15 protein-coding genes are annotated in these 17,815 nt (G+C 63.5%); 6 read left to right on the forward strand and 9 right to left on the reverse strand.

Annotation, left to right across the window (positions count from 1 at the left end; translation table 11 throughout):
• Nucleotides 1-90 precede the first annotated feature (90 nt).
• A complete protein-coding gene (bla, locus tag FHT75_RS09020) occupies nucleotides 91-1,011 on the forward strand; it encodes a class A beta-lactamase (RefSeq protein WP_082849767.1) in 921 nt (306 codons plus the stop codon).
• A 282-nt stretch (nucleotides 1,012-1,293) separates the two neighbouring features.
• On the opposite strand, the gene FHT75_RS09025 is transcribed toward bla, so the two are convergent.
• Nucleotides 1,294-3,633 (reverse strand): glucose/quinate/shikimate family membrane-bound PQQ-dependent dehydrogenase, encoded by a 2,340-nt coding sequence (locus FHT75_RS09025; protein ID WP_183844662.1) that lies wholly within the window; start codon nucleotides 3,631-3,633, stop codon nucleotides 1,294-1,296.
• Between the two features lie 177 nt (nucleotides 3,634-3,810).
• Complete coding sequence (locus FHT75_RS09030) at nucleotides 3,811-5,313, reverse strand: protein adenylyltransferase SelO (protein ID WP_063476642.1); 1,503 nt, start codon at nucleotides 5,311-5,313, stop codon at nucleotides 3,811-3,813.
• A 248-nt stretch (nucleotides 5,314-5,561) separates the two neighbouring features.
• On the opposite strand from FHT75_RS09030, the gene FHT75_RS09035 reads away from it, so the two are divergent.
• The gene (locus FHT75_RS09035; protein WP_025570158.1) at nucleotides 5,562-7,013 is read left to right on the forward strand and encodes an MFS transporter; all 1,452 of its coding nucleotides are present in this window, start codon (nucleotides 5,562-5,564) and stop codon (nucleotides 7,011-7,013) included.
• 17 nt (nucleotides 7,014-7,030) lie between these two features.
• Here FHT75_RS09035 and FHT75_RS09040 read toward each other — a convergent pair whose 3' ends face one another.
• The gene (locus FHT75_RS09040; RefSeq protein ID WP_028756890.1) at nucleotides 7,031-7,273 is read right to left on the reverse strand and encodes a hypothetical protein; all 243 of its coding nucleotides are present in this window, start codon (nucleotides 7,271-7,273) and stop codon (nucleotides 7,031-7,033) included.
• Nucleotides 7,274-7,294: 21 nt separating this feature from the next.
• Nucleotides 7,295-8,242, reverse strand: coding sequence for a homocysteine S-methyltransferase family protein (locus tag FHT75_RS09045; RefSeq protein WP_063476643.1), 948 nt, complete (start codon nucleotides 8,240-8,242; stop codon nucleotides 7,295-7,297).
• Nucleotides 8,243-8,471: 229 nt separating this feature from the next.
• Between FHT75_RS09045 and FHT75_RS09050 the strand changes: the two genes are divergently transcribed.
• Nucleotides 8,472-9,140, forward strand: a complete 669-nt coding sequence (locus tag FHT75_RS09050) for a TetR/AcrR family transcriptional regulator (protein ID WP_025570163.1) — start codon at nucleotides 8,472-8,474, stop codon at nucleotides 9,138-9,140.
• 14 nt (nucleotides 9,141-9,154) lie between these two features.
• On the opposite strand, the gene FHT75_RS09055 is transcribed toward FHT75_RS09050, so the two are convergent.
• Both FHT75_RS09055 and FHT75_RS09060 read right to left on the reverse strand, forming a co-directional pair.
• Entirely contained in the window at nucleotides 9,155-9,679 is a 525-nt protein-coding gene (locus FHT75_RS09055; protein WP_047614278.1) for a DUF1697 domain-containing protein, read from the reverse strand.
• 38 nt (nucleotides 9,680-9,717) lie between these two features.
• Nucleotides 9,718-11,826 (reverse strand): S9 family peptidase, encoded by a 2,109-nt coding sequence (locus tag FHT75_RS09060; protein WP_183844661.1) that lies wholly within the window; start codon nucleotides 11,824-11,826, stop codon nucleotides 9,718-9,720.
• 253 nt (nucleotides 11,827-12,079) lie between these two features.
• On the opposite strand from FHT75_RS09060, the gene FHT75_RS09065 reads away from it, so the two are divergent.
• Both FHT75_RS09065 and FHT75_RS09070 read left to right on the forward strand, forming a co-directional pair.
• Nucleotides 12,080-12,469, forward strand: coding sequence for a DUF930 domain-containing protein (locus tag FHT75_RS09065; protein WP_025570167.1), 390 nt, complete (start codon nucleotides 12,080-12,082; stop codon nucleotides 12,467-12,469).
• A 102-nt stretch (nucleotides 12,470-12,571) separates the two neighbouring features.
• Entirely contained in the window at nucleotides 12,572-13,384 is an 813-nt protein-coding gene (locus FHT75_RS09070; RefSeq protein WP_063476645.1) for a polysaccharide deacetylase family protein, read from the forward strand.
• A 58-nt stretch (nucleotides 13,385-13,442) separates the two neighbouring features.
• Here FHT75_RS09070 and FHT75_RS09075 read toward each other — a convergent pair whose 3' ends face one another.
• The 3 genes from FHT75_RS09075 to FHT75_RS09085 all read right to left on the reverse strand — a co-directional run bounded on the left by FHT75_RS09075 (nucleotide 13,443) and on the right by FHT75_RS09085 (nucleotide 16,957).
• Entirely contained in the window at nucleotides 13,443-14,735 is a 1,293-nt protein-coding gene (locus FHT75_RS09075; protein WP_063476646.1) for an NAD(P)/FAD-dependent oxidoreductase, read from the reverse strand.
• Nucleotides 14,736-14,753: 18 nt separating this feature from the next.
• Nucleotides 14,754-15,920 carry an AI-2E family transporter gene (locus FHT75_RS09080; protein WP_029868211.1) on the reverse strand — a complete coding sequence of 389 codons (1,167 nt, stop codon included), beginning with the start codon at nucleotides 15,918-15,920 and terminating at the stop codon, nucleotides 14,754-14,756.
• 176 nt (nucleotides 15,921-16,096) lie between these two features.
• Nucleotides 16,097-16,957, reverse strand: a complete 861-nt coding sequence (locus tag FHT75_RS09085) for a VOC family protein (RefSeq protein ID WP_063476647.1) — start codon at nucleotides 16,955-16,957, stop codon at nucleotides 16,097-16,099.
• Nucleotides 16,958-17,247: 290 nt separating this feature from the next.
• Here FHT75_RS09085 and FHT75_RS09090 point away from each other — a divergent pair, with 290 nt between their 5' ends.
• Nucleotides 17,248-17,667: a universal stress protein gene (locus tag FHT75_RS09090; protein ID WP_028756897.1), complete on the forward strand. Its 420-nt coding sequence runs from the start codon at nucleotides 17,248-17,250 to the stop codon at nucleotides 17,665-17,667.
• The last annotated feature ends 148 nt before the right edge of the window (nucleotides 17,668-17,815 follow it).

Raw genomic sequence — 17,815 nt, forward strand, 5'->3', positions numbered from 1 at the left:
GGTCGCTCGGCGGGCGAAGAAGTCGCCGCGTTGACGACAAGTCGCCGCAATCGCTCCTTAGCTCTGTCCTCCCACCCGCCGGAGGATTTCATGGATCTCAGTTTGACCCGCCGCATGCTGCTCGGCTCGGCCCTTTGCCTGCCTGCGATGGGCCTGCCCGCGCTGGTGCTTCCCGCCAATGCCGAGGAGGGGACCAAGGAGGAGAATACCGAGAAGGGCGACGACGACATCCAGCACCGCCTTGCTGCGCTCGAAAAACGCACCGGCGGCCGTCTCGGCGTTTCGGTGCTCGACACTGAAACGAGCATCTCCTTCGGCTATCGCGGCAGCGAGGCCTTTCCGATGTGCAGCTCCTTCAAGGCGCTGGCAGCAGGTTTCGTGCTGGCCCGTGTCGACAAGGGCGAGGAGAAGCTCGACCGGCGGGTGACTTATGGCAAGGACAAACTCGTCGACTATTCGCCGCTCAGCGAAAAACATGCGGGCACCGACGGCATGACCGTTGCTGAACTCTGCGAGGCGGCGGTGAGCGTCAGCGACAATACCGCCGGCAACCTGCTGCTCGAAAGTTTTGGCGGGCCGGCAGGACTGACCGATTGGCTGCGCTCGATCGGCGATGGCACCACGCGTCTCGACCGCACCGAACCGACGCTGAACGAGGGCAGGAAGGGCGATCCGCGCGACACGACGACCCCGGAGGCGATGCTCGACACGCTCGGCAACCTGACGCTCGGCTCGGTGCTTGCCGAGGCTTCCTGCGACCGGCTGATCGCCTGGCTGGTGGCCAGCACCACAGGCAAGGAACGGCTGCGGGCCGGCCTGCCCCAGGATTGGAAGGTCGGTGACAAGACCGGCACCGGCCCGAACGGCTCTCTCGGCGATATCGCCGTCATCTGGCCCCCGGATCGCGGCCCGATCGTCGCCGCCGTCTATATCGCCGAGGCGACCGCACCGGTGACGGAACTCAACCCGGTCTTCGCCGAAGTCGGCCGCATGATCGTCGAGATGGTGTGAATCGGGAGAAAGCTGACGCGGGTTTCCCGCGAGTTGTATGAAATCCTGAAACCAGCCCCTCATCCGCTTGCCGGCATCCTCTCCCCGTAAACGGGGCGAAGAGACCATGCCGCGCCGCCTTCCTCAACCTCGAGGCCGCGTTTGGCACGTCCCTTCTCCCCGCGAGCGGGGGTCCGAAGGACGGGTCGAGACGAGGGGCTCGACCCCGGTAAGGTTGGGGTGAGGGGCAAGCCACAGGCAGTGAGGGGCTGCCATGGGCGCGAACCGAAGAGCCTTGGGCCATCAAGGCAGCGTGTAGGCGATCACGTAGTCGCCGGGCTTCGTGCCGACCGAGCCGTGGCCGCCGGCGACCATGACGACATATTGTTTGTTGTCATCAGCCATATAGGTCATCGGCGTCGCCTGGCCGCCGGCGGGAAGCCGTCCCTGCCAGAGCTGCCGCCCACTCGTCACGTCGTAAGCGCGCAGATAGTTGTCGACCGCAGCCCCGAGGAAGGCGACGCCGCCCTTGGTCAGCATCGGCCCGCCGATGCCCGGCACGCCCACCTTGAAGGGCAGGGGCAGCGGCGTCATGTCGTGCACGGTGCCGTTCTTGTGCATATAGGCGATCTTGCCTGTGCGCAGGTCGACGCCGGCGACATAGCCCCAGGGCGGCGCCTGGCAGGGGATTTTGAGCAGCCCGAGGAAGGGACCCATGAAGACGCCGTAGGGCGCGCCGTCATTGCGGTTGAGTCCCTGTTCGCTGCCCTTCTCGTCCTGGCCCCTCGGCGGAATGTCGGCCGCCGGCACCAGGCGCGAGGTGAAGGCGAGATAGGTCGGCATGCCGAACATGATCTGCCGCTCCGGATCCACCGCCACCGAGCCCCAGTTGAAGGTGCCGAAATTGCCGGGATAGACGATCGTGCCTTTGAGCGAAGGCGGGGTGTAGCGGCCCTCGTAGCGATAACGGCGGAAGTCGATGCGGCAGGCGAGCTGGTCGAACAGCGACACGCCCCACATGTCCTTTTCCTGAAGCGGCTCGGGCGAGAAGGTGAGATCGGAGATCGGTTGCGTCGGCGAGGTATGATCGCCGGCCACGGCGCCGCCCGGCGCCGGGATTTCCTTGACCGGAATGATCGGCTCGCCGGTCCGCCGGTCGAGCACATAGATATCGCCCTGCTTGGTCGGGCCGACCAGGGCGGGAACGGTCGTGCCGTCCTGCTTCGTCAGATCGATCAGAACGGGCTGTGCCGGCACGTCCATGTCCCAGAGATCGTGGTGCACGGTCTGGCGCACCCAGCGCAGCTGGCCGGTGGCGATATCGAGCGCGACGATCGAGGAGGAGAATTTCTCGACATTGTCGCTGCGGTTGATGCCGAGCTGATCGGGCACCTGGTTGCCGAGCGGGAGGTAGACCATGCCGAGCGCCTCGTCGACGCTGAAGACCGACCAGCTGTTCGGCGAATTGGTGGTATAGGTCTGCCCTTCGGTGAGCGGCGTCGTCACGTCGGGATTGCCGGAATCCCAGTTCCAGATGAGCGCGCCGGTATTGATGTCGAAGGCGCGGATGACGCCGGACTGCTCCTGGGTGGAGTAGTTGTCGTTGACCGCGCCGCCGATGATGATCTTGCCCGCCACCGCGACCGGCGGCGAGGTGGAATAATAATAGCCGGCCGGGTTGTAGCGCATGCCGGCTTCCAGATGCAGCACGCCCTGATTGGCAAAGCTGGTGCAGATCTTCCCGTCCGCCGCATCGAGCGCGATCAGCCGGGCGTCGGATGTCGGCAGGTAGACGCGCTCGGCGCAGGGCTGGCCGGCGGCAACGGCGGGATCGGCATAATAGGTGACGCCGCGGCAGGTCTGATGCTGCCGGTCGGGGTTCATGCCGGAGTTGGCGTCGTACTTCCATTTCTCCTTGCCGGTCTTGGCGTCGAGCGCGATCGCCCAATTATGCGGCGTGCAGAGATAGAGCGTGTCCTTCACCTTGAGCGGCGTTACCTGATAGGTCGTCTCGCCGACATCCTCCGGCCGCTTGACGTCGCCGGTCTGGTATCGCCACACCTCCTTGAGGGTGGAGACGTTTTCGGCGGTGATCTGGTCGAGCGGCGAATAGCGCTGGCCGAAGGGCGTGCGGCCGTATTGATGCCATTCGCCGTCCGGCACGCTGCCGCCGAAGGCGGGGCTGGCGGCGACCTTGTCGGTCGGCAGATCGCCGGCAAGATCGTGCGGATCTGTGGTCATCGAATAGAGGGCGACGAGAATGGCGAAGATGACGGGTATGGCGAGCGGCAAGGGATTGGCGCCGTAAGTGAAGCCGGTCGGGCTGCGCAGGCCGAGCGGCCGGCGGATCCAGGGCGTCAGCAGCCAGAGCCCGAGCAGGATGATCATTCCGCCGCGCGGCCCCAACTGCCACCAGTCGAAGCCGACCTCCCACACCGCCCAGCCGAGCGCGGTGACAACAAGCACCGCATAGACCCAGAGCGCCACCGCCTTGCGCATCAGCAGCAGCCCGGCGGTGATCAGGAACATCAGCCCGGCGAACAGATAGAAGACGCTGCCGCCGAGCGTGACGAGCCACAGCCCGCCGCCGCCGAGGGCCAGCCCGATGATGATGAAGAAGATGGAGGTGATGACGATCGCCATAAGGCTGTATCTCCCGCTGAGGTTCGCCGGGTGAGGGATCGGCGGAAAAGTCCCGCCGATCAGCCAGATAGCGCGAAGGAGATGCCTTTCAACGGCCACAATTGCCGCAGGCTGTCGTCACGTTTTGGATACCCTGAACTGGGCTTGATGCTGGTTGTGAGGAGATGACGACGCCTGTTACGTCCCGCAGAAGGTCGCGAGCACCCGTTCGTCCGGCTTCGGCGGTGCCCGATAGGCGGCAAAGCCCGGCTGATCCTCATAGGGTTTTGAAAGCACGGTCAGCAGCGCCTCGAACAGCGAGAAATCGCCGTTCTCGACCGCGGCCTCGATCGCCTGCTCGACCCGGTGATTGCGTGGAATGAAGGCCGGATTGACGCTGCGCATGGCAATGGCGCGCACGGTGGCCGTCTGCGGATCGCGCGACAGCCGCTCGCGCCACTGCGCAAGCCAGGCGCCGCAGGCCTCCGGTTCGCGGAAACTCGCCGCAAAACCCGGCTCTGCCGCGTCATCGCCGGCAAGATCCGACAGCCGCCGGAAGGTCAGGGTGAAATCGGCGGCCTGCGTCTGCATCAGCGACAGCAGTGCCTGCACCAGTTCGAGATCGCCGTCCTCTTGCCCGGCAAGGCCGATCTTCTCTCGCATGCCGGCCAGCCAATGCGCCTGGAACCGTTCGCCATAATTCTTGATCACCACATTCGCCTTGTCGACGGCGCTGTCGGGATTGACGTCGATCAGCGACAGCAGTGTCTCGCCGAGCCTTGCGAGGTTCCATTGGCCGATGCCCGGCTGGTTGGCATAGGCATAACGCCCGTGCTGGTCGATCGACGAGAAGACGGTCGCCGGGTCATAGGTATCCATGAAGGCGCAGGGGCCGAAATCGATGGTCTCGCCGGAGACGGTCATATTGTCGGTATTCATCACGCCATGGATAAATCCGACATGCAGCCAGCGGGCGATCAACGCCGCCTGGCGCTCGGAGACCGCATCGAAAAGCGCGAGATAGGGGTTCTCGGCCTCTTTCAGCGCCGGATAATGCCGGTCGATCACATAGTCGGCCAGCGCCCGCACGCCGTCGGTGTCGCCCCTGGCCGCGAAATACTGGAAGGTGCCGACACGGATATGGCTGGCTGCGACGCGGGTGAAGACCGCCCCCGGCAGCACCTCTTCGCGATAGACCGGCTCGCCTGTCGTCACCGCCGCCAGCGCCCGCGTGGCGGGTATGTCGAGCGCAAACATCGCCTCGCTGATGATATATTCCCTGAGCACCGGCCCGATTGCCGCCCGGCCGTCGCCGCGACGCGAAAAAGGCGTCGGGCCCGCACCCTTCAGCTGGATGTCGTAGCGCTTGCCGTTGCGGTCGATCACCTCGCCGAGAAGGATCGCCCGCCCGTCGCCGAGCTGCGGCGAGAAGCCGCCGAACTGATGCCCGGCATAGGCCATGGCCAGCGGTTCGGCCCCTTCGGGCAGGAGATTGCCGGAAAAGATCGCCGCACCGTCGCGGCGCAGGGCCTCGACGTCAAGCCCGAGCTCGGCGGCGAGCGGCTCGTTCAGCTTGATCAGCCAGGGCTCCGCCACCGGCGTCGGCGCCTGCGGCGCAAAGAAGTGCTGAGGCAAGCCGACATAGCTGTTGTCGAACGGAAAGGCCGCACCGGGCCGGTTTGTCTGCAGGGCGGAGGTCATCACTCATAGGTAGGGCTGGGATGCATGCCGCGCAAGCCGGGAGATGAAGACCTTCACGAAGAGCGGACGAATGCAAGGAATCGTGATCTGCCTTTACCTCTCGTCAAAGCAGCTTTGCCATAAAGGACATAGCGCCGCCATGATCGCCGGCGTATAGCAAATCGTCTCCCCTTGGCCTTGCGCCATGTCATCTCCGCGGCCCAGCTGCTTCGTGTGCTCCGCCGCGCCACCGCGAGTGATTCCGGACGATGTCGGATCAGATTTACCAGGCGCCGATGGTTCGGCGCGCCGCGCCCAATTTCCGGGTGATCGCGATGATTGTCGCGAGTGCGATGCTGATGGAAAATATCGATGCGACCGTGCTGGCGACGGCGCTGCCCACCATGGCGCGCGATTTCGCCGTCAGCGCGCCGGCCATGTCGATCGCACTCACCTCCTATCTCCTGAGCCTGGCGATCTTCATTCCGGCAAGCGGCCGGATGGCCGACAGTTTCGGCTCGCGCACCGTCTTCCGCGCCGCCATCGCCGTCTTCGTCGCCGGCTCCATCCTTTGTGCGCTCGCGCCGACGCTGTCCTTCCTGGTGCTGGCGCGGCTGCTGCAGGGCATGGGTGGCGCGATGATGATGCCGGTCGGGCGCCTGGTGCTGATGCGCAGCGTCGACCGCAAGGATATGGTCAGCGCCATGTCATGGCTGCTGGTGCCGGCGCTGATCGGCCCGATCATCGGTCCGCCGCTCGGCGGCTTCATCGTCACCTATCTCGACTGGCGCTGGATCTTCTATATCAACGTGCCGGTCGGCATCATCGGCATGATCTTCGTCTCGATCTACATTGACGAGGTGAAGGGCAAGGCCAGCGGTCCCTTCGATACGATCGGCTTCATCCTCTCCGGAATCTCGCTCGGCTCGCTGCTCTTCGGCTTCGAAATGTCGAGCCATGAAGGCGAGGGCGCCTTCTCGATCTTCCTGATCGCCCTTGGCCTCATCTTCGGCATCGCCTATCTCAAGCATGCCCGCAAACACCCGTCGCCGATCATGGATTTCTCGCTGATGAAGGTGCCGAGCTTCGGCACGTCAGTCATCGCCGGTTCGTTGACGCGCATCACGCAAGGGGCGCAGCCCTTCCTGCTGCCGCTGCTTTTCCAGATCGGCTTCGGCCTGTCTGCCGCCGCGGCCGGCCAGATCGTCATCGCCACCGCGATCGGCGCGCTCGCCATGAAGCCGATGGCGAAGTTCGTCTTCAGCCGGCTGGGCTTCCGCCGCAGCCTCGTCCTCAACGGCATCTTCGGCACGATTGGCTATGGCCTCTGCGCCGCCTTCCGGCCGGACTGGCCGATGCCGCTGATCTTCGTCGTCCTGGTGCTCAGCGCCTTCTTCCTGTCGTTCCAGTTCACCGCCTATAACACCATTGCCTATGACGAGATCGACAAGGAGCGGATGAGCTCGGCCACCAGCTTCTACACCACCTTCCAGCAGCTGATGCTGTCGCTCGGCATCTGCATCGGCGCCTTGGCGCTGCACGGCTCCATGGCCCTGTCAGGCGCCGAAACGCCTGCTCTCGGCGATTTTTCGGCCGCATTCGTCGTCGTCACGATCATCTCGATCACCGCGACCTTCTGGAACCTGCGCTTCTCCCCGACCGCCGGCGAGGAGATCAGCGGCTACAAGGCCAAACCGTCGAAAGGCGCCGCCAAAGGCTGACGCCGGCTTTCCCTTCGTCAGAAGCCGACCGGCGCCCGCAGCCGCCTGCGTCGCGAGGACCGGCCCTCGCGCCAGTCCGCCTCAAGCCCATAGGTCACCTGGCCGTCGAAGCCGCCGAAGGCGAGATCGCTATCGCGCAGCGCCACCTCCACGGCCGCCTCAGGCTCGGGGCGCCTGTGCCGTCCCGTGATCGCAAGCCACAGATCGTGCCAGCCGTGCTCCCGTGTCACCACTCCCATCATCGTCCATCCAATCGTCATTCTCTCCTCCCTCTCAGGTCGTCACGCCGCCTGCGGCAGGCATGCCTCGCAGATCGCTGCAACATGGCGGTGGTCGGTGCCGCAGCAGCCGCCGAGCACGCGCACCGCGGGCATGCGGCCGAGCAGTTTGCGGTAGCGGCGGCCGAGATCTGCGGGATCGCCGGCATCCAGCGTCTCGCTATTGTCCAGCTGCTCGTGGCTCATGGTCGAGGCATTGGCGCGGATGCCGGAAATGCGCTTCACCCAGGCGCTTTCGGGATCGAGCGCGGCTTCGAAATGCGTCGGATGCGCGCAGTTGATCATGTAATAGGCCGGCGCCCCGCCGGTGGCCGCATCCGTCGTCTCGATGGCGTCCTGAATGCTGCGGCCCGTCACCAGCCGGCCATCCGTCTCCAGCGTGAAGGAGATGGCCGAGGGCATGCCGAGCGCCTGTGCCGCCCGCGCCACGCCGATCGCCTCGTCGATATTGGTCAGCGTAAAAGCGCTGACCATATCGGCCTCCGTGCCGGCGAAAGCCGCGATCTGGAAGGCGTGGTAGTCCTCCGCCTCGGCCGCATCCATGATGCCCGCCTTATAACCGTCACCGCGCGGGCCGATCGCGCCGCTGATGACGATCTGCTGCTCCGGCCGCTCATAGGCGCTGCGCAAGCCGACGAGCAGGTCGACGGCCTCCTCGTTGACCGCCTTCAAGGCTTCGCTGGTATAGCCGAGCTTCTGCCCCCAGTCCGGATTGGCCCGCCATGTGGCAGTGTCGAGCACGAAGCCTGTGCCGTGGCGCCGTGCGATATCGAGGTAGCGGCGATAGTAATTCCGCATGCGCTGCCGCCCCTCTTCGGAAGAAAGCAATATGAAGGCGGCAAAATGCGGAAGTTCGATCCCTTCGTGAAAGATCAACGTCGTTTCCATGCCGCCATCGGTAATGAAGGTGCCGCCTTTGAGTTGCGGCAAACCGTTTCTGTACTTTGCCATTGTGAAGTCTCTCCCTCGCAGCGCCAGAAACGGCTGCTGTCGATCAATGATGTTCTGACGCTTATTCGGCTGCCAAACTAGGCGACTTGAGGTATACTCCAGGCGGTTTTGGTTTTTGCCGATGGATATCAATTGCTTGCTTCACTCGATGCTGCCGGGGCGATGGCAGATCTGAATATGCGGCGCTGAAAACCGTACCGCCGGTACAGGAGCCAGGGCAGGAGGGGACATGCGAAAGGGCGAGGAAACGCGGACCCGCATCCTCGATGTGGCCGAAGCGGCGGTCTTGCAGAAGGGTTTCGGCGGCACCTCCATCGAGGAGCTGATCGCCGAGACCGGCATCACCAAGAGCGGCTTCTTCTATCATTTCCGGGACAAGAACGAGCTCGCCAAGGCGCTGCTCAACCGCTACATCGAAAATGACGAGCGCATCTACGATGAGATCTTCAGCCGCGCGCGCGATCTGGTCGACGATCCGCTGCAATCCTTCCTGCTCGGTCTGAAGCTGCTGTCCGAACTGCTCTCCGACCTGCCGAACGGCCATCCCGGCTGCCTCGTGGCGACCGTCTGCTACTACGAGCGGTTGTTCGACCGCGAGATACAGGAGACCAATCGGAATGCGGTGCTTGCATGGCGGCGCCGTTTCGGCCGCATGCTGCGGGAGATCATGGCCATCTATCCGCCGCGCGAACCCGTCAATGTCGACCAGCTCGCCGACATGGTGTCCTCCGTCCTGGAAGGCGGCATCGTCCTGTCGAAGACGCTGAAGGAGCCGAACACGCTGGCCGAACAGGTGCTGATGCTGCGCACCTTCGTGAAGATGCTCTTTCTGCCGGTGGTGGAAATGCCGAGGGCGTCGGGCGGTTCAACTTTTCTTGGAAGCGCAGAACCGCACTGACTTTTTGAGGCCCCTCAGTCCTTGCCTTCCAGCGCCGCTGCCAATTCGGCGAGCTTGCGCACGGTATTGAGATTGCGCGAGGTTGCGGGCTTCAGCGCCGACAGTTTCAGCTTCGAGCGGCCGGATCCATTGGGATAATGCACATAGATTTCCCGGCCGGCGAGCTTGGCCTCCTCGCCATCGGGCGCCACCATCTTTTCCAGCGCATCACCGGGTGCCTTTTCGGGCAGGAAGTGGACGAGCAGGAAGTTCGGCTTGGCCTCGGGAAAGGGGGCGTCGGCAGCGATCTTGTCGAGTTCTTTGCGGCTGCGCACCATCACCCCTGGCCGCTTGCCCATCTTTTTGCCGAGCGCTTCGTCGAGCCGCTCCTCCACCGTCTTTTCCGCCTCGTCCGAGCGGAAAAGCACGTTGCCGCTCTGGATGTAGGTCTTCACCTCGGTAAAGCCGAGGCCTTCGCAGACTGCCTTCAGCTCGGCCATCGGCAGAGAGCTGGTGCCGCCGACATTGACGGCGCGGAGTAGGGCGACATAGACGGGCATTTCTCTCTCCCTGGCCTCTGTGACGCCCCACCCAACCCTTACATCTTCCCCGCAACCTTGATCGCAAACGCATACTCGAAGGCGATCTCTTCCAGCCGCTGGAAGCGGCCCGAAGCGCCGCCATGGCCGGCGTCCATATTCGTCTTGAGCAGGATCGGCGCGTCGCCGGTCGTCTTATCGCGCAGCTTCGCCACCCATTTGGCCGGCTCCCAATAGGTGACGCGCGGGTCCGTCAGGCCGCCGAGCGCCAGAACCGGCGGGTAGGCTTTCGCACCGACATTGTCATAGGGCGAGTAGGAGGCGATCTGCTCGTATTCTTCCTTGCTGTCGATCGGGTTGCCCCATTCCGGCCACTCGGGCGGGGTGAGCGGCAGCGTATCGTCCAGCATGGTGTTGAGCACGTCGACGAAGGGAACGGCGGCAATGATGCCGGCGAACTTCTCCGGCGCCATATTGGCAACCGCGCCCATCAGCATGCCGCCGGCCGATCCGCCCTCGGCGATGATCTTCGCGTAAGAGGTGAACTTCTGTTGATTCAGATAATCGGCCGCGGCGACGAAGTCCTTGAAGGTATTCGTCTTCTTGTCCATCTTGCCGTCTTCGTACCAGGCAAACCCCTTGTCCTTGCCGCCGCGGATATGGGCGATGGCATAGACGAAGCCGCGGTCGGCGAGCGACAGGCAATTGGTGTTGAAGCCGGCCGGAATGGTGATGCCGTAGGCGCCGTAGCCGTAGAGAAGGCAGGGTGCCGTGCCGTCGAGGGGGGTATCCCGGCGATAGAGCAGGGTGACCGGCACCTTCTCGCCATCCCAGGCCGGGGCGAAGACGCGGCGGGTGATGTAGTCGTCGGGATTGTGGCCGGACGGCACCTCCTGCGTCTTCAACAGCGTGCGTTCGCGCGTCACCATGTTGTAGTCGTAGAGCTGCGACGGTGTCGTCATCGAGGAATAGGAGAAGCGGATGATATCCGTGTCGTATTCGGCTGCACCCTGCAGCCCCAGCGAATAGGCTTCCTCGGCAAAGGCGATCGCATGCTCCTCGCCGGTCGCCCGGTCGCGGATCATGATCTGCGGCAGCCCGTCCTTGCGCTCCAGCCAGAGGAGATGGCGGGCATAGGCCATGTGGCTGATGATGAGCGTGCCGGGCTTGTGCGGCACCACTTCGCGCCAGTTTTCCTTGCCCGGCTTAGCAACCGGCGCTTCCATGATCTTGAAATCCTTGGCGCCGCCGTCATTGGTCAGGATGTAGAAGACGTCGCCGCCCTCGGTCAGCGAATATTCGATGCCTTCCTCGCGCGCCGCCACCAGCTTCGGCTCGGCGGTCAGGTCCTTGGTCGACAGCAGCCGGTATTCGCTGGTCTCGTGGTCGTGAATGTCGACATAGATGAAATCGTCGAGCAGCGAGCCGCCGACGCCCATGAAGAAGCCGGCATCCGGCTCTTCATAGACCAGCCGGTCTTCCGACTGCGGCTGGCCGAGAATGTGGTGGAATACCTTCGACGGCCGGTGGTTCTCGTCCAGCGCCGAATAGAAGAAGCTCTTGCCGTCGGGCGCCCAGACGCCGCCGCCGCCGGTATTCTCGATCCGGTCGGCAAGGTCCTCGCCGGTTGCGAGATCGCGGACCTGCAGCGTGAAGAATTCCGAGCCCTTGTCGTCATAGCCCCAGATGCCGCGGCTGTGGTCGCTCGTATGGTCGAGACCGGCGAGGCGGAAATAGGCCTTGCCGGCGGCCTCCTTGTCGCCGTCGAGCAGCACGGTGCGGATCGTCTCGTCGGCGACATTGCCGTCGCGGGCGATGCGGAAATAGCGCGGCTGTTCGCCGCCGGTGACATAAAAGGTGCCGTAGGCATAGGCGCCGTCCTTCATCGGCACCGAGCTGTCGTCCTCCTTGATGCGGCCGCGCATTTCGGAAAACAGCACCTTCTGCAGCGGCTTGGTGTCTTCCATCGCTGCGTTCATATAGGCGTTTTCGGCTTCCAGATGCCGGCGGATCTCGGGGTCGAGGATCGACGGATCCTTGAACATCGCCTGCCAGTTGTCGGCGCGCAGCCAGGCATAATCGTCCGTGCGGGTAATGCCGTGGCGCATATCGGAGATCGGCTTCTTCGGTGCGGCAGGCGGTGTCGGCAGACTTTTGAAAACGGACAAGGAATGGCTCCGGTGGGAATGTCGGGTTGGCAAGAGATAGAGGCGCACCGGCCCCGGATCAAGCGGCAAGGATGCGCCAAGGGTCGAGGTGCCCTTCCACAGGCAAGGAGGGCGCTCTGCCCGCCTTGCCTTGATGTCACCACAATATTTAAGAAAGTCCGCTCTCGTTGCGCGAAATTTGCACGTGCCAAGCCTCCGGCAAGCCGTCGGTGGCAGGGTGAAGAATGGACAACAGTAAGGGATTTTCTCCACAATGCCGAAACGTCTGCTCCTGTTTGTATCCCTCGCAAGCCTTGCTGCCCCCGCCTTCGCCGTCGATCCCGCCATCAAGAAGCAGCTGGAAAAACTCGATCCCTCGACCCGGCTGGAACAGAGCTGCGACACCGAGGCGATGAGCCGCATCAACAAGGACAGCACCGGCTTCAAGCCCGACAAGGTCATCGCCTATACGTTCAAGGACCCGATCCCCGGCGACAATTCGCTGCAGGCGCCGGGCGCGGTCTTCCGCAGCAAGGGCGACTGGTATCATCTCTCCTACAATTGCATCACCGGTCCGCAGCATATCAACGTGCGCGAGCTCAACTACGAGATCGGCGAGAAGGTGCCGCGCGAGAAGTGGGACAAGTATTATCTTTACGATTGATGCGGCTCCGTCCGCCCAAACGGGTGCGGTGACATCCGGCCACATGGCGCCGGGCAAACCCAACCGTTAGAACTGCCGGATCGAATCGTAGAAATCCACAATATGAACCGCATCCTGCTCGCTTCGGCGTTCCTACTGGCCAACATGTCCGCGGCATTGGCGGATGAAGTGCCGCCAACGCTGCCTGCCGCCGTTGGACCGGCCTCGGCCGTAATCAGCCCGGCCCCGAAGGCGCCGGCGCCAAAGCTCGTCGAGCCGCATCTGCATATCGCCCGCTCCAATCTTGCCGGCCACGCCCGCATTGCGCTGACCTTTGATGCCTGCATGGGCCAGGCGGACGAGCGCATCCTGTCGACGCTGGTGCGGGAACGCATCCCGGCGACGATCTTCGTCACCGCCCGCTGGCTGAAGCGCAATCCCGCTGCCGTCGCCGTGTTCCTGCAGAATCCCGATCTCTTCGAACTCGAAAACCATGGCGAGAACCATATTCCGGCCGTCGACACGCCGACGCTGATCTATGGCATCGCTTCCGCCGGATCACCGCAGGCGGTGCGGCAGGAAGTTGAAGGCGGCGCTGCCGCCATGGTCGCGGCCGGCATTCCGGCGCCGCACTGGTTCCGCGGCTCGACCGCCAAATACGATCTTTCCGCCATCGGCGAGATCCGCGCCATGGGTTATCGCATTGCCGGTTATTCGGTGAACGGCGACGGCGGCTCGCTGCTGGGAGCCGCGATCACCGAAAGGCGCATCGCTTCGGCCAGGGATGGCGATGTCGTCATCTCCCACGTCAACCAGCCGACCCATGCGGCCGGCGAGGGGGTGGCCAAGGCGTTGGTCGATCTGAAGGCCAAGGGGACCGAGTTCGTCCGCCTCGAGGACGTCGAGGACACTGGCGACGACAAGACGACGGAGTGATTTTGCGGCTGAAGGTATGCCAGGGGGGCGCCCACGCCACGACAGTCAATATGAGACCTTACCTCAGCTCCTTGCCCACCCGCACCACATCCTCTCCAAAACGGCGCAAACCCGGTCCGTCCCTGTCGAGCGCGAAATCCTCGAACCAGTCGCGCTGCATGCCGGCCAGCATGGCGCCGATCATCTGCGCGGCGAGATAGGAAAAGGTGATGCCGTTGCCGCCGTAGCCATAGGCGGCGAACACATGCGGCGTCTCCGGCACCGGGCCGATCAGCGGCAGGCCGTCGACCGTCTCACCGAAGGTGCCGCTCCAGGCGTGTTCCACCCGCGTATCCGCCTTCGGCCACAGCCGCTTCATCTTCTCCCGGATCGCCGTGATCTTGGCCGGCAGCTTGCGGTCGCGCGTCTGCGCGTCGATCGTCTCGTCATCCTCGCCGCCGGCGACGATGCGATTGTCCGCGGTCGTCCGCATGTAGAGATAGGGGTGGCTGTCCTCCCAGATCAGCGCCCTGTCGCGCCAGAAATGTGCCGGGTCCTGCGGCACGGTGGCGAGCGCCCAGCTCGAACTCGACCGATGCAGCTTCGGCATGTCGAGGCCCGGCATCGAATAGCCGGTCGCCAGCACGACATGCCGCGTCTCGATCAGATGGCCTCCATCCGTCTCCATCGTGACGTGATCGCCTTCGCTGTGAAGTGCCGTCACGGAAGCGTTGACCAGCCGCGCGCCGCGCCGTATCGCCATCTCCAGCAGCGCCCAGGTGAGAAGCAACGGATCGCATTCCGCCGAGCCCGGCGAATAGATCGCGCCATCCCGGTCGAGTTCGAATTGGGTGAAGAGATCGGGATGTTCGAGATAGACGCCGGGCAGGCCGGCCCGGCGGCGAAGCTGGCGCTCCTCCAGGAGATTGCGTGCGCCTTCCTGATTGGCGGCGAGATAGAGCGTGTTGCGCGGCCGGAAGCCGCAGGCAATCCCATTGGTGGCGATCAGCTTGGAAAGGCCGGCCACCGCGGCACCGCTGCGGCGGTAGATGCCGGCCGCGCGCTCGAAGCCATAATAATCCTCGAGCTCGGTGAGCGTGCTGTCGATTTCCCATTGCAGCATCGCCGTGCTCGCCGCGGTGCTGCCGAAACCGGGCTGCTCCCGGTCGATGACAACAACGGAAAAACCGCGCGCCGTCAGATGTTCGGCAACCAATGCGCCGGTGATGCCGCCGCCGATCACCGCGACGTCGGTGGAAAAGCTCTGCGCGATCGGCCGCCATTCCGGTCGTATGCCGCTTTTCCCCCAGAGAGAACGGCCGCTGACCATCTGGTCGTGATCGGATTCGGCAAGATCGAGATCAGCTGCCACGAACGTCCCCCCGGTTGATCATTTCGGCAATTGCGGCTGCGGTTTTTCCTCGATCAGCAGTTCGTCGATAACAGTCATGACGATCAGCGACAGCGGCAGCGCCAGCATGGCGCCGACGGCACCCCACATCCATGTCCAGAACAGGATGGCGAGAAAAACGACGAAGGGATTGATTTCCAACCGCCGCCCCATCACTGCGGGAAAGATCAGGTTCTCCATGAGGAGATGCACCGTGAAGAAGGCCGCGGCCGGCATCAGGCCGATGAGAAAGCCATCATGGGTGAGGATGCCGGCGACCGCGACGGCAAGCGTCATCAGCGTGATGCCAAGGTAAGGGATGAAGCTCGAGAGGAAGGCGAAGAAGCCCCAGAGCACCGGGGCAGACAGCCCGCCGGCATAGGCGATAACGGTCATGACGACGCCGAGCCCGACATAGATCAGCGAGGCCGTCGCGAAATAGAAGCCGAGCACCTGCTCGACAGCGTTGATGACGCGGATGGCTGCCAGCCGTTGCGTGCGGGTGCGGAAGGTCATGATGATCGTTTTGCGTAGGTTGACCCGACCAGCGAGGAAGAACAGCAGCGCCGCAAAGAATATCATCCCCTGCACCAGCGCCGGCGTCAGGCTGCTCGTCACCACATGCAGCACGTTGCCAGTGTTTTCGAGCAGTGCACCGATCGACATCGACCCGCTTTCGAATGTCGCTGGCGTAATATGCAGCCATCTGATGCGCTCGAGATAAGGCATGACGCGGTTGATGGTTCGCTCGGCGAAGGCCGGGCCTTCATTGGCAAACGTCATCAGCGGGTCGGCGAGCGAGTTGATAAGCAGGAAGATCACCAGCGCCACGCCGCTCGACAGCATGAAGGCGTTGGCAAGCCGCGGCACGCCCATCTTGCTGAGCTTTTCCGCCGCCATGCCGAGGATCATGCCGACGACGACGGCGAGCGTGATCGGAATGAGGATGAGCGACATCAGGTAGACGGCGGCAAGGAAGAGAATGCCGAAGATGCCGATGATCGCCCAGGCCATGGTGACATCGAGCCCGTCCTTTTCCAGACGGTGCAGCGGCGGCGGCGGCAGCTCTTCCGCGGCTTCCTTCAGCGACTGTGCCCAGGCGCTGGTGTGGCGTTCGCCGATTGCGATCTTCTTTGCTTGTTTGCGGATGCCATTGGCGATGCCCATGCGGTGAGGTCCCCGAAGCCCCATTGCTTCCTCACGGAAACGCGCTGACAGGGTTCCGGTTCCGTGACGGGACTGACCATCCGATACGCTGCATGCCGCATGTCTTTGCGTCGACGGCATTGCTCCATGGCGCAAGCCTCTTCAACCGTTATGGCTGACCCGACGCGACCTGGAAATTATGCCGAAAGCGTCAGGCCGATGCCCCAGGGATCCTTGAGGAATACGCCGCCGTCGCGCTTCTCGCTCTTGATCTCCAGTGCATCGAGCTTGGAGACTGCCGCATCCAGCGTCGCCTTGTCATTGAAGCGGACCTTGTAGTCCGAAAGCCCGGTCATGTTGCCGGCGCGCGCCGTGGCGCCGCGGCTGTTCCAGATATTGGCGGCGAGATGGTGATGGTAGCCGCCGGTCGCAAAGAAGCTCGCGCCGGGATAACGCGCCATCAGCTTGAGGCCGAGAACGTCGTGGTAGAAGGCGTCGGCCTGCGGGATGTCGCCGACCTGCAGATGCAGGTGGCCGATCGCCGTCCCCGCAGCCATGCCGTCCCAGCGCTCATCTGGCGCACTGTTGTAGAGCGCCTGGAGGTCGAGGCGCAGCGTCGCCATCTCCACCATGCCATCCTGGTGGAACTTCCATTGTTCGTGCGGCCGGTCGGCATAGATCTCGATGCCATTGCCTTCGGGATCGGACAGATAGATCGCCTCGCTGACGAGATGATCCGAGGCGCCGTCGAGCACGACATTATTGTGTGCCGCATGGCGCAGCCAGCGTGCGAGTTCGACCCGGTTCGGCACCAGGAAGGCGGTGTGGAAAAGGCCGGCGGCATTGCGGGGCGCGATCGCAGCATCTTTTGCCGTGGTCAGCGTCAGCAACGGCAGATCGCCGACACCCAGCACTTCGCCGCTCGCCGTCTTCTCGATCACCTTCAGGCCGAGCATCGATTGATAGAAGCCGGACACCAGGCCGAGGTCGGTCACGACGAGATGCGACTGATCGATATAGGCAGGCCGCGTCAGCGCATAGGAAGTTTCGCTCGTCATGGATGACTCTCCTGGAGAATTGGCCCGTGAAAGGGAAGGCGTACCGGCTGTGGCGGCAAACACGCCGCCCGTGGCAAGCTCAAGGAAGTTTCGCCGGTTCATTCGTCTTTATCTCCCTGGCTGCCGTACTTGACCCCTATATGGCGCATTCCGATTGTTCACAGAAGACCCGTTTTTGACGATGAAGCGTTGAGCAGATGTTGACGATGGCTTGCGCCCACTTGATTGCGATCAATGCGCTCATATCTTCTTTAGAGGAAGCTTATATATCTCAGTCATGGAGGGAAGCCATGTACAGGAAGATCATCGTAGCGATCGCGCTCGGCGGTATCGAAAAGGGAGAAAAGATCCTCCGCAAGGCCGCGTCCTTGCTCGATGACGGCGGCGAGATCATCGCGCTTAACGTCATCGAAGATGTGCCGAGCTATGTCGCGATCGAACTGCCGGCCAATATGGTCGAGGACGCCATGCAGGACAGCCGCGACAAGCTGCAAGCGCTGCTCGCGACCACCGGCGTCACGGCAACCGTCGAGATCCGCAACGGTCCACCTGCCAAAGCCATCATCTCGACCGCCGAAAGCCACGGCGCCGATCTCATCATCGTCGCCTCGCACGTTCCGGACTTTTCCAACTACTTCATCGGCGCCACTGCCGATCGGGTCGTGCGCCATGCCAAATGCTCGGTGCTGGTCGACCGGCAGAAGATTTGATCCTGGGCCACTGCCTGTTCGGCGTGTCGTGCGTCGGCCGCAGTCCTTGTCCGCGTACCATCAAAGGCAGCGCAGACTGCCTGCCTGGCTGTCACGAAGATTTACCGCCGGTGCGCTTTGCCGCAGTTGCGCCTCCACCCGTTCGATG

Origin of the sequence: Rhizobium sp. BK112 (assembly GCF_014193215.1) — a bacterium.
Classification (GTDB): domain Bacteria; phylum Pseudomonadota; class Alphaproteobacteria; order Rhizobiales; family Rhizobiaceae; genus Rhizobium; species Rhizobium anhuiense.

Bases quoted from the DNA above. Each gene is read 5' to 3' on its own strand.
- bla (WP_082849767.1), top strand. From the start codon at position 91: ATGGATCTCAGTTTGACCCGCCGCATGCTGCTCGGCTCGGCCCTTTGC.
- FHT75_RS09025 (WP_183844662.1), bottom strand. From the start codon at position 3,633: ATGGCGATCGTCATCACCTCCATCTTCTTCATCATCATCGGGCTGGCC.
- FHT75_RS09030 (WP_063476642.1), bottom strand. From the start codon at position 5,313: ATGACCTCCGCCCTGCAGACAAACCGGCCCGGTGCGGCCTTTCCGTTC.
- FHT75_RS09035 (WP_025570158.1), top strand. From the start codon at position 5,562: ATGTCGGATCAGATTTACCAGGCGCCGATGGTTCGGCGCGCCGCGCCC.
- FHT75_RS09040 (WP_028756890.1), bottom strand. From the start codon at position 7,273: ATGACGATTGGATGGACGATGATGGGAGTGGTGACACGGGAGCACGGC.
- FHT75_RS09045 (WP_063476643.1), bottom strand. From the start codon at position 8,242: ATGGCAAAGTACAGAAACGGTTTGCCGCAACTCAAAGGCGGCACCTTC.
- FHT75_RS09050 (WP_025570163.1), top strand. From the start codon at position 8,472: ATGCGAAAGGGCGAGGAAACGCGGACCCGCATCCTCGATGTGGCCGAA.
- FHT75_RS09055 (WP_047614278.1), bottom strand. From the start codon at position 9,679: ATGCCCGTCTATGTCGCCCTACTCCGCGCCGTCAATGTCGGCGGCACC.
- FHT75_RS09065 (WP_025570167.1), top strand. From the start codon at position 12,080: ATGCCGAAACGTCTGCTCCTGTTTGTATCCCTCGCAAGCCTTGCTGCC.
- FHT75_RS09070 (WP_063476645.1), top strand. From the start codon at position 12,572: ATGAACCGCATCCTGCTCGCTTCGGCGTTCCTACTGGCCAACATGTCC.
- FHT75_RS09080 (WP_029868211.1), bottom strand. From the start codon at position 15,920: ATGGGCATCGCCAATGGCATCCGCAAACAAGCAAAGAAGATCGCAATC.
- FHT75_RS09085 (WP_063476647.1), bottom strand. From the start codon at position 16,957: ATGACGAGCGAAACTTCCTATGCGCTGACGCGGCCTGCCTATATCGAT.
- FHT75_RS09090 (WP_028756897.1), top strand. From the start codon at position 17,248: ATGTACAGGAAGATCATCGTAGCGATCGCGCTCGGCGGTATCGAAAAG.